This window comes from Pseudomonas carassii (genome assembly GCF_036324045.1).
GTDB classification, from domain to species: domain Bacteria; phylum Pseudomonadota; class Gammaproteobacteria; order Pseudomonadales; family Pseudomonadaceae; genus Aquipseudomonas; species Aquipseudomonas peradeniyensis.
Genome location: NZ_JAZDCT010000004.1, coordinates 1 through 14414 on the forward strand (window position 1 = coordinate 1; position 14414 = coordinate 14414).

A 14414-nucleotide genomic window follows, 5' to 3' on the forward strand; every position below is an offset into this window, starting at 1 on the left:
TCATACCTTATGAAAATTTTTCTGTAGCAAGCCTTGTAATCGAATATCCCGGCCTCATGTATGTGTCACCGCAAGGTTTCTGGTGGCGACACCAGACATGACATAGGTGGTTCGCCCTGTGCGGGCCACGCCCGGCAAGGCCGGATCGAATCAACCCGCCGGTGTCGACACCGGCCGATGAAAACCACAATTTGGGAGAGATCGACAATGAAGCTTCGTCCTCTGCATGACCGCGTCGTCATCCGTCGCAGCGAAGAAGAATCGAAAACCGCTGGCGGTATCGTCCTGCCGGGTTCGGCCGCTGAAAAACCAAACCGCGGCGAAGTCGTTGCCGTCGGCACCGGTCGTATCCTGGACAACGGCGAAGTACGCGCGCTGGCCGTGAAAGTGGGTGACAAAGTGGTTTTCGGCCCTTACTCGGGCAGCAACACCGTGAAAGTCGATGGCGAAGACCTGCTGGTCATGGCCGAGAACGAAATCCTGGCCGTTATCGAAGCCTGATTTCCCCGACTTCCCGTTACTCCAAAGAATTCCAAGGATTAAACGATCATGGCTGCTAAAGACGTAAAATTCGGCGATTCCGCCCGTAAGAAAATGCTGGTTGGTGTCAACGTTCTGGCTGACGCGGTAAAAGCGACCCTGGGCCCGAAAGGCCGCAATGTGGTCCTGGCCAAGAGCTTCGGCGCGCCGACCATCACCAAGGACGGCGTTTCCGTCGCCAAAGAGATCGAGCTCAAAGACGCTTTCGAGAACATGGGCGCCCAGCTGGTCAAGGAAGTCGCTTCCAAGGCCAACGACGCTGCCGGTGACGGCACCACCACCGCTACCGTCCTGGCTCAGGCCATCGTCAACGAAGGCCTGAAAGCCGTCGCTGCCGGCATGAACCCGATGGATCTGAAGCGCGGTATCGACAAGGCCACTGCTGCCGTTGTTGCCGAACTGAAAAACCTGTCCAAGCCATGCGCCGACTCCAAGGCCATCGCTCAGGTCGGCACCATCTCCGCCAACTCCGACAACTCCATCGGTGAAATCATCGCCGAAGCCATGGAAAAAGTCGGTAAAGAAGGCGTGATCACCGTTGAAGAAGGCTCGGGCCTGGAAAACGAACTGTCCGTCGTAGAAGGCATGCAGTTCGACCGTGGCTACCTGTCGCCGTACTTCGTCAACAAGCCGGACACCATGGTTGCAGAGCTGGAAGGCGCGCTGCTGCTGCTGGTCGACAAGAAGATCTCCAACATCCGTGAGCTGCTGCCAGTACTGGAAGCCGTTGCCAAGGCCGGCCGTCCGCTGCTGATCGTTGCCGAGGACGTCGAGGGCGAGGCTCTGGCCACCCTGGTGGTCAACAACATGCGCGGCATCGTCAAGGTTGCCGCGGTCAAGGCCCCGGGCTTCGGCGACCGCCGCAAGGCCATGCTGCAGGACATCGCCGTCCTGACCGGCGGTACCGTAATCTCCGAAGAGATCGGCCTGTCCCTGGAAACCGCCACCCTGGAGCACCTGGGTAACGCCAAGCGTGTGATCCTGTCCAAGGAAAACACCACCATCATCGACGGTGCTGGCGAAGAAGCCGACATCCAGGCTCGCGTCACCCAGATCCGCGCCCAGGTTGCCGACACCACTTCGGACTACGACCGTGAGAAGCTGCAAGAGCGTCTGGCCAAGCTGGCTGGCGGTGTTGCCGTGATCAAGGTCGGTGCCGGTACCGAAGTTGAGATGAAAGAGAAGAAAGCCCGCGTCGAAGACGCCCTGCACGCTACCCGTGCAGCCGTCGAAGAAGGCGTGGTGCCTGGCGGTGGTGTTGCCCTGGTTCGCGCCCTGGCTGCCATTGTCAACCTGAAGGGCGACAACGAAGACCAGAACGTCGGTATCGCCCTGCTGCGTCGCGCCGTCGAAGCCCCGCTGCGCCAGATCACTGCCAACGCCGGCGACGAGCCAAGCGTTGTCGCTGACAAGGTCAAGCAAGGTTCGGGCAACTTCGGCTACAACGCCGCTACCGGCGAATACGGCGACATGATCGAGATGGGTATCCTGGACCCAGCCAAGGTCACCCGTTCGGCCCTGCAAGCCGCAGCTTCGATCGGCGGTCTGATGATCACCACCGAAGCCATGGTTGCCGACCTGCCGGAAGACAAGCCAGCTGCTGGCATGCCTGACATGGGCGGCATGGGTGGCATGGGCGGCATGATGTAAGCCAGCCTTACCCCCTGCGCCAAGGAAAGCCCCGGTTCGCGAGAACCGGGGCTTTTTCATTTACCTCAAGGTGCAGTGGGGCTGCCTTGCAGCCCTTTCGCGGCACAAGGCCGCTCCTACAGGAAATCGCATTACCCTGTAGGAGCGGCCTTGTGCCGCGAAAGGGCCGTAAGGCGGCCCCGGCGATACAGCACCAGGTAGTACGACCCCAGCCCGATCAACCAGCAGAACACCGCCGTCCACACGTTGTGCGACAGGAAATGTGCGCCCTGCATCATCCGTCCGATCGACAGTACCGAGCCGGCCACGAAGGCCACCGCCAGCGCTACCCTTGCCAGGCGCGGACGGCGGTCGCGCAGCATGAAGAACAAGCCGAACAGGCAGAATCCGGTCGCGGCATGCCCACCCGGCCAGCACAGTCCGGGCTTGTCGGTGGCAGGGCGCGGCTCCAGCAGCTTGCTGTAGGTTTCCTTGCCGCCGAACTGGGTCAGGCTCCATGGGCATTGCACCTGGGTCACCTTCTTCAGTGGCGTGACGAAGGCGGTCGACAGCCCCAGCGCCAACACCAGGCAACCCAGCTCGCGGCGCCAGCCCAGCAGCCGCTGCCAGAAGAAACTCAGGGCGAAGCCGACCACGGCCAGCAGCCCGAAGATGATCACGCCCTGCTTGACCCGGTCATGCAGGATGGTTTCCAGCAGATAGCTGTGGCGACCGATGAACTGACTGGCAACCGGGTCGTAGAACAGGTTGGCCACATCCATGTCCAGCGATGTCCATTCGAGCAGGATCAAGGCCATGGCGGTGACGAAAGGGATGCCCAGGTAAAGCCACGGGTTGATCGGGCGAGGGCGCACGGATGCCTGCATGGTGACTCCAGAGGATGGAAAAGACCGTGCATTGTCAGGTGCCCGCTATCCTGAGTGCGTGAATGATCGGTGAAAAAACTGTCAAGTTCGGTGATTTCGAGCCAGGGCATGGCACCATGCAGGCATTGGCCGTAAGCTGCGCCTGCCGCGCCCGGCGAAGCGCCGCACAGGAGACCTCGATGCGCATTCTTTTGGTTGAAGACAACCGCGATATTCTGGCCAACCTGGCCGACTACCTCGGCATGAAGGGCTACACCGTCGACTGTGCCCAGGATGGCCTGTCCGGCCTGCACCTGGCAGCGACCGAACACTACGACCTGATCGTGCTCGACATCATGTTGCCGGGCATCGATGGCTACACGCTGTGCAAGCGTCTGCGCGAGGATGCCCGGCGCGACACGCCGGTGATCATGCTCACCGCCCGCGACCAGCTGGACGACCGCCTGCAAGGCTTCCGCTCGGGCGCGGACGATTACCTGCTCAAGCCGTTCGCGCTGTCCGAGCTGGCGGCGCGTATCGAGGCGGTACTGCGTCGTGCCCAGGGCGGTGGCCGGCGTACCCTGCAGGTCGCCGACCTGAGCTACGACCTCGATACCCTGGAGGTGACCCGCCAGGGGCGCCTGCTCAAGCTCAACCCGGTTGGCCTGAAATTGCTGGCCGTGCTGATGCAGAAGAGCCCCCATGTGTTGCGCCGTGAGGTGCTGGAGGAAGCGCTGTGGGGCGACGATTGCCCGGACAGCGACAGCCTGCGCAGTCACGTCCACCAGTTGCGCCAGGTGATCGACAAGCCGTTCGACAAGCCCCTGCTGCATACCGTCCATGGCGTCGGCTATCGCCTCGCCGAGGGACGCGATGGAGTTTAAGCAGAGCCTTGCCCAGCGGATCATCATCGCTTTCGCGCTGATGAGCGCGCTGGTGGCCGGAGCCTTCGCCTTCGGCATCGTCGCCACGGTGCATCTGGTCGAGGAACGCTTGATCTCGTCGGTGCTCGGCGGTGACCTGCAGCGCCTGCTGCGCATGGACAGCGTCAGCGACTGGAGCCACCGGCCACGCCCCGACCAGCTGTTCTATTTCAGCGGCGGGCGCGATGACTTCGAGTTGCCCAAGGACCTGCGTCACCTGGAGGCAGGCTTCCACGAGGTGTTTCGCGACCAGCTCTCGTACCATGCCATGGTCGAGATCGTCGACGGCCGGCGCTATGTGCTGTTGCAGGACCAGAGCGATTTCGAGGAGCGCGAGCGGGTGCTGTTCGCCGTGGTGGTGGTCGGCTTCGTGCTCAGTCTGGCCCTGGCGGTGATACTCGGCTGGTTGCTGGCGCGGCGGGTGATGGCGCCGGTGATCCGTCTGGCGCGCCAGGTCCGCCACCGTGACCAGTTGCTGGGCCTGGCGCCGCCGTTGGCGCCGGACTACGCGGCGGACGAGGTCGGTCAACTGGCCGTCGCCTTCGACGACACCCTGGGGCGCCTGCGCGATGCCCTGACCCGCGAGCGGCTGTTCACCAGCGACGTCAGTCATGAGCTGCGCACGCCGCTGATGGTCTTGGCGACCTCGTGCGAGTTGCTGATGGAAAACCCCGGCCTCGATGGGCGGGCGCGCAGCCAGGTCGAACGCATCGCCCGGGCGACCGAGGAAATGCGCGAACTGGTGAAGACTTTCCTGATGCTGGCCCGTGCCCAGCGCGATGAAGGCGCCATCGCATCACGGGCAACCTTGCGTGAGGTGGGCGACGACCTGATCGGCGTATGGCGCGACACCATCGAACAGAAGGGCCTGGCGCTTTACTACGACGGCCGGATCAGCGCCAGCCCGGTGCTGTACAACGCCACGTTCCTGCAGTCGGTGATGGGTAACCTCTTGCGCAACGCGGCGCATTACACCGACAGCGGCTATATCCGTCTGAGCCTTGAGGCCAACGGCTTCAGTGTCGAGGATAGTGGCGTGGGGATTCCGGAGGAACAGCGCGAGGCGATGTTCCGGCCGTTCGTGCGAGGCGACGAGCGCCGTGGCGAGGGCCTGGGCCTGGGGTTGTCGCTGGTGCAACGCATCTGTGACGATCAGGGCTGGCGCGTCACCCTGACCGCGACGCTGCCCCATGGCTGCCGCTTCCAGGTGGACCTGAGCCAGGGCACCAAAGTGATGCAGGACGGTGAAGGCCGGGATGGGCTATTGGATCCTGATTAACGTCCTGTAACACCTGCATTTGGCGCTTACAGATTTTTCACATCGACATGACCTGATTCCAACGCTTGCCTACCTAAGGTGAGCGCACTGGAGTCAGGAGATGTCCAATGCGTAGCCCCATCAAACTCGAATTCTCGGACAAGTACGACCGCAATCACGCTCGGGAGTACTTCCTCAAGCACCAGGATGGCCTGGCTCGGCGCCTGTCCCACCAGCGTGACGAGCAATTGGCCCGGCGTGCCCTGGCGCTGGCCGGCGAGCCTGGTCTGGTGCTCGACCTGCCCTGCGGCGCCGGACGTTTCTGGCCACTGCTGGCCGAAAAGGCCAACCGCGTGATCATCGGTGCCGATAATTCGGCGGCGATGATCGAGACAGCCTGTGCGTCACAACCGCCAGAGGTGGTTGCGCGGGTACGCCCTTTGCAGACTTCTGCGTTCGCCATCGACCTGCCGGACAACGCAGTCGACAGCATCTTTTGCATGCGCCTGTTCCACCATATCGGCGACCCGGCCCACCGAAAGACAATACTCTCGGAATTTCAAAGGGTTAGCAGAGATAGCGTGATCCTCTCTCTGTGGGTGGATGGCAATTTCAAGGCCTGGCGACGTCGCAAGCTCGAAGCCAGGCGCAGTGCCCGGGCGACGCAGGACAGCTATCAGAACCGCTTCGTGTTACCGGCGGCTACAGTTGAAGAAGAATTTGCGTCAGCGGGATTCAGAATTCAGGAACGACTCGACTTTCTGCCGTTCTATGCCATGTGGCGAGTGTACGTATTGCGCAAGGGGTAATGAGTGATGGCGGTAGCCCAGAATCAGTCCAGGCAGTTCGACTACTACTGGCAGCAGCAGGGGGAGTGGGTCGAAGAGCCCAACCAGCGGCGTGGCGGCGAGAGTGGCGTGCAGCGCCTGAGCGACGGCGATGGGCATCTGCTGTATGCCAAACGTCAGGTCGGGCACATCTACCGCAGCCTGTTGCATCCGTTCGGGCGACCCACGGTGCTGCGCGAACTCGATGCGCTGAACAGTTTCGAGCAACTGGGCGTGCGGGTACCGCGAATCGTCTACGCCGGGGCCGAGCGGGACGCGGATCATCAGTGGCGGGCGTTGCTGGTCAGCGAGGCGCTCGATGGTTTCGTCGACCTCGATGCCTGGCATGCCTCCGGGGCCCGTGAGCATTACCCGCAGGCGGTGCACGAGCGCATGCTCAAGGACCTGGCGGACAACCTGGCGCGCATGCACCTGGGGCATTGGCAGCATGGCTGCCTGTATGGCAAGCATGTGTTCGTCAAGGTGCTGGGTGAGGGCGAGCAGGCGCGGGTGGAAGTGGCGTTGCTGGACCTGGAGAAGTGCCGGCGGCGGATCAGTTGCCAGCGGGCGGCCTCTAACGACCTGCGGCAGCTGCGCCGCCACTCGTCGTTCAACGAGGCGGAATGGCAGACCTTGCTCTATTTTTACCAAATGGCGTTTGGCAGCGCGGTCAAAGGTTTAGAGCAATGAAACTAGAAATCGCTCGAGCTTTATTCCTGGTCGCGGCGTTGGCGGTGACCACGGCGGCGGCGGCGGCCTGGGAGCAGCCGCGGCCTACGGTTTTCAGCAAGGCTGAGGTCGGTGGGGTGTGTCCGTTGCCACGGGTGGCCAGGGAAGAGCGGGGGCGGGCTGAGCCGGATCATGATCTTCTGTTGTTCTTGTTTGGGATGAGGCAGGGGTTGCGGCCGTTTGGTTGACGTGGGTTTTGTGTTTTGCGCCAGGGGTTTATTTATGGATCTCTGGCGTTTGTTTGTTTGGGGTTCATAGTTGGTTGGTTGGTTGGTTGGTGTTTGTTTTTGAAGCTTTATGCGCATTCATTTGCGATGTCGACGATTATTCACCTTTCCGCCCTTACGGCGGGTAACTTTTTGAAGGATCAAAAAGTCACCAAAAAATCCTCGCTCCATTCATCCGGCCCTACGCTCCGGCCTTGCTCCCGGGAGGACCGCGCTGCAGGGCCCATCCTGGGCCCCAGCGCTTGACGGGCATCCATGCCCGTCACCTCCCTCCGCAAGTCCTACGTTCGGCCTCCTGAAGTCGCGAAGTTACGAGCGGCGCCTGGACTGGCGCAGCTGTCGCTAGTTGGTTTTTAGTTGATCTCTCGATTGTTTAGCGGGGCAAGCCCGCTCCCACGCAATAGTCGCCGTTATATATACCCCTGTAGGAGCGGGCTCGTCCCGCGAAAGGGCCGGAACAGCCAATACATAACTAACTGTCAAACAACTAACTTCGCATCTCTTGCTCTTGATCTTGCTCTTGCTTCTAAGCGCGCGGTAGTTCAGGCAACACCAATTGCGACTTCAGGAGGCCGAGCGGAGTTCTTGCGGAGGGAGGTGACGGGCATGGATGCCCGTCAAGCGCTGCGCCCCTGGATGGGGCGTTCAGCGCGGTCCTCCCGGGAGCAAGAACGGAGCGAGGGAACCCCGGAGCGAAGCGCAGGGGCCGGATGAACGGAGCGGAACGGTTTTGCCTACTTTTTCCACGAGAAAAGTAGGCCGCCGTAAGGGCGGAAAGGTGACTAAATGTCGGCATCGTCTATGAATGCGCATACAAAACTCAAAACAATCACCCACGAACAGCAACCCGTCCCTTATGCGCCAAAACACTATAAATACAAGGCAAAACAAACAACGTAAACAACGTCCCAACCGACATCCCGGTAGCAATCACCATCCCGATATCAAACCGACTGACCGCCCCGGCCCCAGAGGCCAAAATCAAGGGCACCATGCCAAATACCATGGCCGCCGTGGTCATCAGCACCGGCCGCAGGCGAATCGCGGCAGCTTCCTCAATCGCCTCCCGTACCCCAAGCCCCCGCTCATCCCGTAGCTGATTGGCAAACTCGACAATCAGAATCCCATGCTTGGTGATCAGCCCGATCAGGGTCACCAACCCCACCTGGGTATAGATGTTCATGCTCGAAACCCCAAGGAACAAAGGCAACAACGCCCCGCAGATCGACAACGGCACCGTCACCAGAATCACCAGCGGATCCCGAAAACTCTCGAACTGCGCCGCCAGCACCAGGAAGATGATTGCCAGCGCCAGACCGAAGGTCACCCACAACGCGCTGCCCTCCTGGACGAACTGCCGCGCCGTCCCGGCATAGTCCAGCGAGAACCCCTCGGGCGCCTCCTCGCGGGCGATGGCGCGCACGGTTTCCAGGGCCTCGCCCATGCTCACCAGCGGCACCCCTTGGATGATCGCCGAGTTCAACTGCTGGAACTGATTGAGCTGGCGCGGCCGGGCGCGGTCGCTGAGGGTGATCAGCGTCGAGAGCGGCAGCAACTGGCCCTGCTCGTTCTTCACGTAGTAGTTGTTCAGCCAGCCAGGGTTGGCACGGTACGGCCGTTCGACCTGGGCGATGACCTTGTAGCTGCGGCCCTCAAGGGTGAAGCGGTTGATCTCGGCCTCGCCCAGCAAGGTCGCCAGGGTGCTGCCCAGGGTGTCCATCGACACCCCCATCTGCGCCGCCTTGGCGCGGTCGATGTCGATCACCACCTCGGGCTTGTCGAAGGCCAGGTCGATGTCGAGGAAGGCAAACTTGCCCGACGCCTGGGCGCGCTCCTTGACCCGCTGGGCCACCTCCAGCAGGGCCGGGTAGTCACCGGCGGTGTTGATCACCAGCTGGAACGGCAGGCCCTCGCCGGTGCCGGGCAGCGACGGCAGGTTGAAGCCGAAGATCTGCAGCCCGCCGATCTGCTCAAGCTCCGCCTGCACCAGCGGCAACAACTGCATCTGCGTGCGCTCGCGCTCGTTCCAGGGCTTGAGCAGGAAGCCGCCGATCCCGCTCTGCACACCGTTGAAACCGTTGATCTGGAACGACGAGTAGTACTCGGGGAAGCGCTTGAAGATCGGCGTGAACTGGTCGGTGTAGGCGTTGAGGTAGTCCAGGTTGGCGGTCTGCGGTGAACTGCTCATCATGAAGATCACCCCCTGGTCCTCCTCCGGCGCCAGTTCGTTGCGGGTGAACATCAGCAACACCGGGATCAGGCACAGGATCAGCACGGCGAACACCAGCACCACCGGGCGGCTGTTCAGGGTGCCGTGCAGCAGGCGCTGGTAACGCACCTTGAGCGCGTCGAAGATCAGGTCCAGGCGGTGGGCCAGGCCACTGGGATTCTGCTCGTGGCGCAACAGCAGGGCGCACATCATCGGTGACAGGGTGAGGGCGACGATCCCGGAGATGACCACCGCCCCGGCCAGGGTCAGGGCGAACTCCTTGAACAGGGCACCGGTCAGCCCGGTGAGAAAACCGATGGGCGCGTACACCGCGGCCAGGGTGATGGTCATCGACACCACCGGCAGGGCGATCTCGCGGGCGCCTTCCAGGGCTGCGTCGAAGGGCGTCTTGCCTTCCTCGATATGACGGTGGATGTTTTCCACCACGACGATCGCGTCGTCCACCACCAGGCCGATGGCCAGCACCATGGCCAGCAGCGTCAGCAGGTTCAGCGAGTAGCCCATCATCTGCATGAAGAACAGCACGCCGATCATCGACAGCGGGATGGTCACCACCGGGATCACCACCGAGCGCAGGGCGCCGAGGAACAGGAACACCACGACGATGACGATCAGCACCGCTTCGCCGAGGGTCTTGATCACCTCGTCGATGGACGCCTGGATGAACAGGGTGGCGTCGTAGGCAATGGACACCTTGAGGCTCGAAGGCAGTTCCTCTTCCAGCTGCGGCATGATCCGTCGCACTTCCTTGATCACCTCCAGCGGGTTTGCCGCCGGCGTGGCCTTGATGCCGATGTACACCGATGGCGTGCCGTCGAACGAACTGACCGTGTCATAGTTTTCCGCGCCCATTTCCACCCGTGCCACGTCGCCCAGCAGTACCCGGCTGTCGCCGCTGGTCTTGACCGGTAGGGCAGCGAAGGCCTCGGCGGATTTCAGCTCGGTGGTGGCGTTGATGCTGGTGACCACGTACTCGCCCTTCACCTCGCCGGCGGCGGAAAGGAAGTTGTAGCGGCGCACGGCGTTGGTCACGTCCACCGCCGACAGGCCGAAGCCGGCCAGCTTCACCGGGTCGATCCAGATGCGCATGGCGAACACCTGGTTGCCGAGGATCTCGGCCTCGGCCATGCCGGGCAAGGTGGCCAGCTTGGGCTGGATGACCCGGGACAGGTAGTCGGTGATCTGCGGGTTGCTCATCTCGTTGCTGTAGAAGCTGATGTACATCAGCGCCGAGGCATCGGCGGCCTCCTTGCTCAGCACCGGGTCCTCGGAATCCTGGGGCAGCTTGTTGCGCACCTCGTTGGCCTTGGCCAGCAACTGGGTGAACAGGCGGTCGGTGTCGGCGCCGATCCGCGCGTAGACCGAAATGATCGAGAAGTTCTGCCGGCTCACCGAGGTCATGTAGTCGATGCCGTCGGCGCTGGCCAGGCTCTGCTGCAAGGGCTGGGTGATGTAGCCCTGGATGGTCTCGGCATTGGCCCCAGGGTAGGCGGTGGTCACGGTGATCAGGGCGTTTTCCATCTGCGGGTACTGGCGGATCTGCAGCTTGCTCCAGGCCTGCAGGCCGAGCAGCAGGATCAGCAGGCTGACCACGCAGGCCAGCACCGGGCGGCGGATGAACGGGTCGGTGAACGCCATGGCCGCCTCCCGTTCACTTCGCGCCGGGCGCGGTGGGCTTGAGGGCAGTGTCGGCGCTGATGCGGATCGCCGCGCCGGGACTCAGCTTGAGCTGGCCGGCGGTGACCACCTGATCGCCGGCCTGCAGCCCCTTGAGCACCACGACCCAGCCCTCGCGACGCTCGCCGGTCTGCACGGTGAGCTGCTCGGCGATCAGTTGCGGTTGGCCGTTGGCGTCGCGTTGGGGCTGGCCGTCCTCGCCCTTTTTCTCGCTGACCCGGTATACCGAGTTGCCATAGAGGGTGTAGGTGATGGCGTTCTCCGGCACCACTACCAGCGGCTGTGGGTCGGGCAACAGCACTTGCAGGCTGGCGAACATGCCCGGCAGCAGCTTGCCCTCGGGGTTGGCCAGGGTGGCACGGACCAGCAGGTTGCGGGTGCTTTCCTCGACCTTGGGGTTGATCGCGCTGAGGCTGGCGGGGAAGGTCTGCTCGGGGTAGGCGGCCACCTGTGCCAGCACTCGCTGGCCGAGGCTCAGGTGCGGCAGCGCCTGCTCGGGCACATTGAAGTCGACGTAAAGGCTGGACAGGTCCTGCAGGGTGGCGATCACCGTGCCGCTGGCCAGGTAGGCACCGACGTCCACCTGGCGGATGCCGATGGTGCCGCTGAACGGGGCGTTGATGCTCTTTTTCGCCAGCGAGGCCTTGAGCTGTTCGACCACCGCCTGGTTACGCCGGTACTGGGTGGTGAGGCGGTCGAACTCGCCGCGGGAGATGGCCGAATCACCGACCAGTTGGCTGCCACGGCCAAAGTCGACCTTGGCCAGCCCCAAGTCGGCCTGGGCGGTGCCGAGCAGGGCGGTCTCCTGGTCGCTGTCCAGTTGCAGCAGCAACTGGCCTGCCTTCACCTGTTGCCCGGACTCGAAGTGCAGCGACTTTACCGTGCCGGCGACTTCCAGGCTCAGCTCCACGCCTTGATAGGCCTTGAGGCTACCGACCGCCGGCAGGCGTTCCTGCCACTGGCGCAGCTCGGCCTGGGCCGCAGCCACGCTCACCGGCGGCCGGGGCTGCGAGAACATCTGCACCTGCTGGTAGATGGAAAAGGCCTTGATGCCCCCCAGGATCAATACGATCAGCAGGACGACGGCCAACATGATCAGCATGCGGCGGCGCAACATGGTCCGGTTCCCTGGATGTGGGTTTGTTATTCACTGGGCACGACCACGGGCGATCCGGCCCACGTGCGGTGGGGGAAAGTATTGTCGGTTTTGTGGAAAAGGGGAGGGATAAACTTGCGCCGGCCAAGTCGCGGGGCAAGTCGCATCGGCGCACCGCCGCTCCCACGTCTTCGTGGGAGTGGCGGCACGCCTGCGATTTGCCCTGCGATATCTTCTACAGCCAATCAGACCAGGTGCAGGTGGTTATCCCAGAAGCCCGAAGGCAGGTTCATAGGCTGGCCGATCAGCTCCGCCTTGCGGCAATCGTAGAATCGGCAACGCCCCTGCCCGGAGGTGACGACGAAGCCATCCTTCACCGTCCCGACCCCGGCGCAATCGGGCATCGGCGCATCGAGTTTCACCGCGCCGCTGTCCAGATCCCAGATGAACAGGCGATTGGCCCGTGGCGCGGTCAAGGCCACCAGGCGCAGATCGCTGTGGATGGCGACACTGGCGGTGTACTGGGCCATCGACTGCAGCTGGCGCTCCGGCACCGGGAAGGCCTTGAACGGCTCGCCCGGTCGCTTGATCGCCAGCAGCTCGGCGGTCTCTTCCGAGCCACCCATGAACTGCTGGCAGGCGGCGATGGTGCCATCGTCGCCCACCGCCAGGTGGCGCACGCTGTTCATCTGCTGGGCCAGGGTCTCCTTGCTCAGCAAGGTGCCGTCGCGCTGCATCAGCACGAGGCTCGGCTCCATCGCGTCGAGGTTCATTTCCACCCGGCTCTCGGCCTCGGTGCGGATACCGCCGTTGGCCACCACCAGGGTCTCGCCATCGGGCAGCCAGGCCACCTCATGAGGGCCGATGCCGTAGGTGGAAAGCTCGCCGCTGTGCACCAGGCGTTCGCCTTCGAACCGATAGACGCCCAGTACGCCGCGACCAGGGTCGCTGGTGTCGTTCTCGGTGGTATACAGCCACTCGCCGTCCTTGTGGATCACCGCATGGCCGTAGAAGTGCCGTTGCGGTTGCGAGGCGAGGGTCTGCAGCAGCCGGCCGTCGCGCAGGTCGACCAGGTAGCTCTCGGTGCCGGGGCGGCGCGCGACGAACAAGGCGATCGGCAGCGTCGGGTGGTTGATGATCGCATGGCAACGCTGGGCCACCTGGGTGCTGAACACCTGGGTGCCGTCCAGGCGGAAGCCGACGGCGTAGTGCTTGCCGTCGCCGTCGTCGCGCGCCGACAGCAGCAAGGGTTCGCTGCCTTTGCCGCGGAACAGGCTCCAGCCGCCCAGGGTCAGGGCGCTGAGCAACACGCTACCGAGTTTCAGGGCCTGGCGTCGCAGCATGATCAGTCACCGTCGTTGGCATTGAAGCCCAGCTGGATGTTCAACGCCTTGGCCAGCTCGCCTTCGTGCAGGCGGTGGACGACGTTGAGCGCGTCGTAGATCTGGTTGAGGGTCTGCTTGCCGGCGTCGTCGGCCAGCAGCTCGCCCATGGTCTTCTGGTTGTCGGCCAGCAGCTTGATCGCCGCAGCGTAGGCGTCGTCGATCTTTTGCGCCAGTGCCGCCTGATCCTTGCCCAGCAGGCCGCGCAGGCCCTGGTTGTCGACCCCGACCCAGACGGTCTGGGCGGCCTTGAGCGAGGCTTCCAGGCTCTTGATCGACGAGTGGCTGCGCCAGGCCTCGGCCTGCAGCGGCTGCGCGATTCCCTTGCTCTGCCGGCCCATCGGCGCGCCGAGCTTCTTCTTCAGGGTATCCAGGGCGGTGACCTGGGCCCGCAGCAGGTCGGCGATCGCCTCGTGGGAGTCGGCGTAGCGCTGGTTGGGGAACTTGGTCATCTGCGACAGCATGCCGTCGGTGCTGTTCCAGCCCTTGAGGATCTCCTCGGCCAGGGCCTTCTGGTGTTCGCCGATGGCCACCAGCAGCGGGCAGTAGCGGGCCTTCTGCTCGGCGCTGGCGATGTCCGGCTTGCTGTCGAACAGGATGTATTCGTAGGCCGACAGGCCACGCACCACCACGCTGGCCTTGCCCAGCGACTCGGCGGTGACCGCCTGCTCGCCGTTGACCAACTGCTCGACCTGGCGGCCGACCAGGTTCTTCTTGTCTGGCCAGAACTGCACCTGCCACGGGCGGTTGCCTTCGGCCAGCGGGCCGACCAGCAACGGCTGCAGCTCGGCCCAGGCCTTCTGCGCGTTGAGGAAGTCGGCGCGGGCGGTCTCCAGGGACTGTTTGCCTTCGCAGTAGGCCAGGGCGCTGGCGGCCAGCTGCCGGTCGGCTTCGACCCAGCGGCTGTAGGTCGGCAGGATCACCTGCTTGGCGATAGCCGCGGAGGTCACTGCCTGCGGGTCTTGCGGCGAGCAGGCGCCGAGGGCGAGGGCGGCGAGGCTGGTGAACAACAGTTTGGGTCGGAACATGC

12 protein-coding genes are annotated in these 14414 nt (G+C 63.4%); 7 read left to right on the forward strand and 5 right to left on the reverse strand.

The features are described from left to right. Positions 1 to 207 precede the first annotated feature (207 nt). Together V0R62_RS03945 and groL are read left to right on the forward strand one after the other, a co-directional pair. Positions 208 to 501, forward strand: a complete 294-nt coding sequence (locus V0R62_RS03945; protein ID WP_028689692.1) for a co-chaperone GroES — start codon at positions 208 to 210, stop codon at positions 499 to 501. Between the two features lie 48 nt (positions 502 to 549). Then, the gene (gene groL / locus V0R62_RS03950; protein ID WP_186714038.1) at positions 550 to 2190 is read left to right on the forward strand and encodes a chaperonin GroEL; all 1641 of its coding nucleotides are present in this window, start codon (positions 550 to 552) and stop codon (positions 2188 to 2190) included. 131 nt (positions 2191 to 2321) lie between these two features. Here the strand turns inward: groL and V0R62_RS03955 are convergent, their stop codons facing one another. After that, positions 2322 to 3056: a phosphatase PAP2 family protein gene (locus V0R62_RS03955; protein ID WP_330102846.1), complete on the reverse strand. Its 735-nt coding sequence runs from the start codon at positions 3054 to 3056 to the stop codon at positions 2322 to 2324. A 179-nt stretch (positions 3057 to 3235) separates the two neighbouring features. Here V0R62_RS03955 and colR point away from each other — a divergent pair, with 179 nt between their 5' ends. The 5 genes from colR (at position 3236) to V0R62_RS03980 (ending at position 6960) form a co-directional block, all read left to right on the forward strand. Continuing rightward, on the forward strand, positions 3236 to 3919 hold the full coding sequence (gene colR / locus V0R62_RS03960; RefSeq protein ID WP_028689695.1) for a two-component system response regulator ColR: 684 nt from the start codon (positions 3236 to 3238) through the stop codon (positions 3917 to 3919). Then, positions 3909 to 5237 (forward strand): sensor histidine kinase, encoded by a 1329-nt coding sequence (locus tag V0R62_RS03965; RefSeq protein ID WP_330102847.1) that lies wholly within the window; start codon positions 3909 to 3911, stop codon positions 5235 to 5237. The genes colR and V0R62_RS03965 overlap by 11 nt, the downstream gene beginning before the upstream one ends. 107 nt (positions 5238 to 5344) lie before the next feature. After that, positions 5345 to 6025, forward strand: coding sequence for a class I SAM-dependent methyltransferase (locus V0R62_RS03970; protein WP_330102848.1), 681 nt, complete (start codon positions 5345 to 5347; stop codon positions 6023 to 6025). A 6-nt stretch (positions 6026 to 6031) separates the two neighbouring features. Beyond that, positions 6032 to 6733, forward strand: coding sequence for a lipopolysaccharide kinase InaA family protein (locus V0R62_RS03975; protein ID WP_110739823.1), 702 nt, complete (start codon positions 6032 to 6034; stop codon positions 6731 to 6733). Beyond that, positions 6730 to 6960 carry a hypothetical protein gene (locus tag V0R62_RS03980; protein WP_050703873.1) on the forward strand — a complete coding sequence of 77 codons (231 nt, stop codon included), beginning with the start codon at positions 6730 to 6732 and terminating at the stop codon, positions 6958 to 6960. The genes V0R62_RS03975 and V0R62_RS03980 overlap by 4 nt, the downstream gene beginning before the upstream one ends. Before the next feature lie 868 nt (positions 6961 to 7828). Here the strand turns inward: V0R62_RS03980 and V0R62_RS03985 are convergent. The 4 genes from V0R62_RS03985 to V0R62_RS04000 form a co-directional block, all read right to left on the reverse strand. Next, the gene (locus tag V0R62_RS03985; RefSeq protein WP_330102849.1) at positions 7829 to 10867 is read right to left on the reverse strand and encodes a multidrug efflux RND transporter permease subunit; all 3039 of its coding nucleotides are present in this window, start codon (positions 10865 to 10867) and stop codon (positions 7829 to 7831) included. Positions 10868 to 10880: 13 nt separating this feature from the next. Then, complete coding sequence (locus V0R62_RS03990) at positions 10881 to 12023, reverse strand: efflux RND transporter periplasmic adaptor subunit (protein ID WP_330102850.1); 1143 nt, start codon at positions 12021 to 12023, stop codon at positions 10881 to 10883. Positions 12024 to 12247: 224 nt separating this feature from the next. After that, positions 12248 to 13345 (reverse strand): DUF1513 domain-containing protein, encoded by a 1098-nt coding sequence (locus tag V0R62_RS03995; RefSeq protein WP_330102851.1) that lies wholly within the window; start codon positions 13343 to 13345, stop codon positions 12248 to 12250. A gap of 2 nt (positions 13346 to 13347) precedes the next feature. Further along, positions 13348 to 14412: an imelysin family protein gene (locus V0R62_RS04000; RefSeq protein ID WP_330102852.1), complete on the reverse strand. Its 1065-nt coding sequence runs from the start codon at positions 14410 to 14412 to the stop codon at positions 13348 to 13350. Positions 14413 to 14414: the final 2 nt, after the last annotated feature.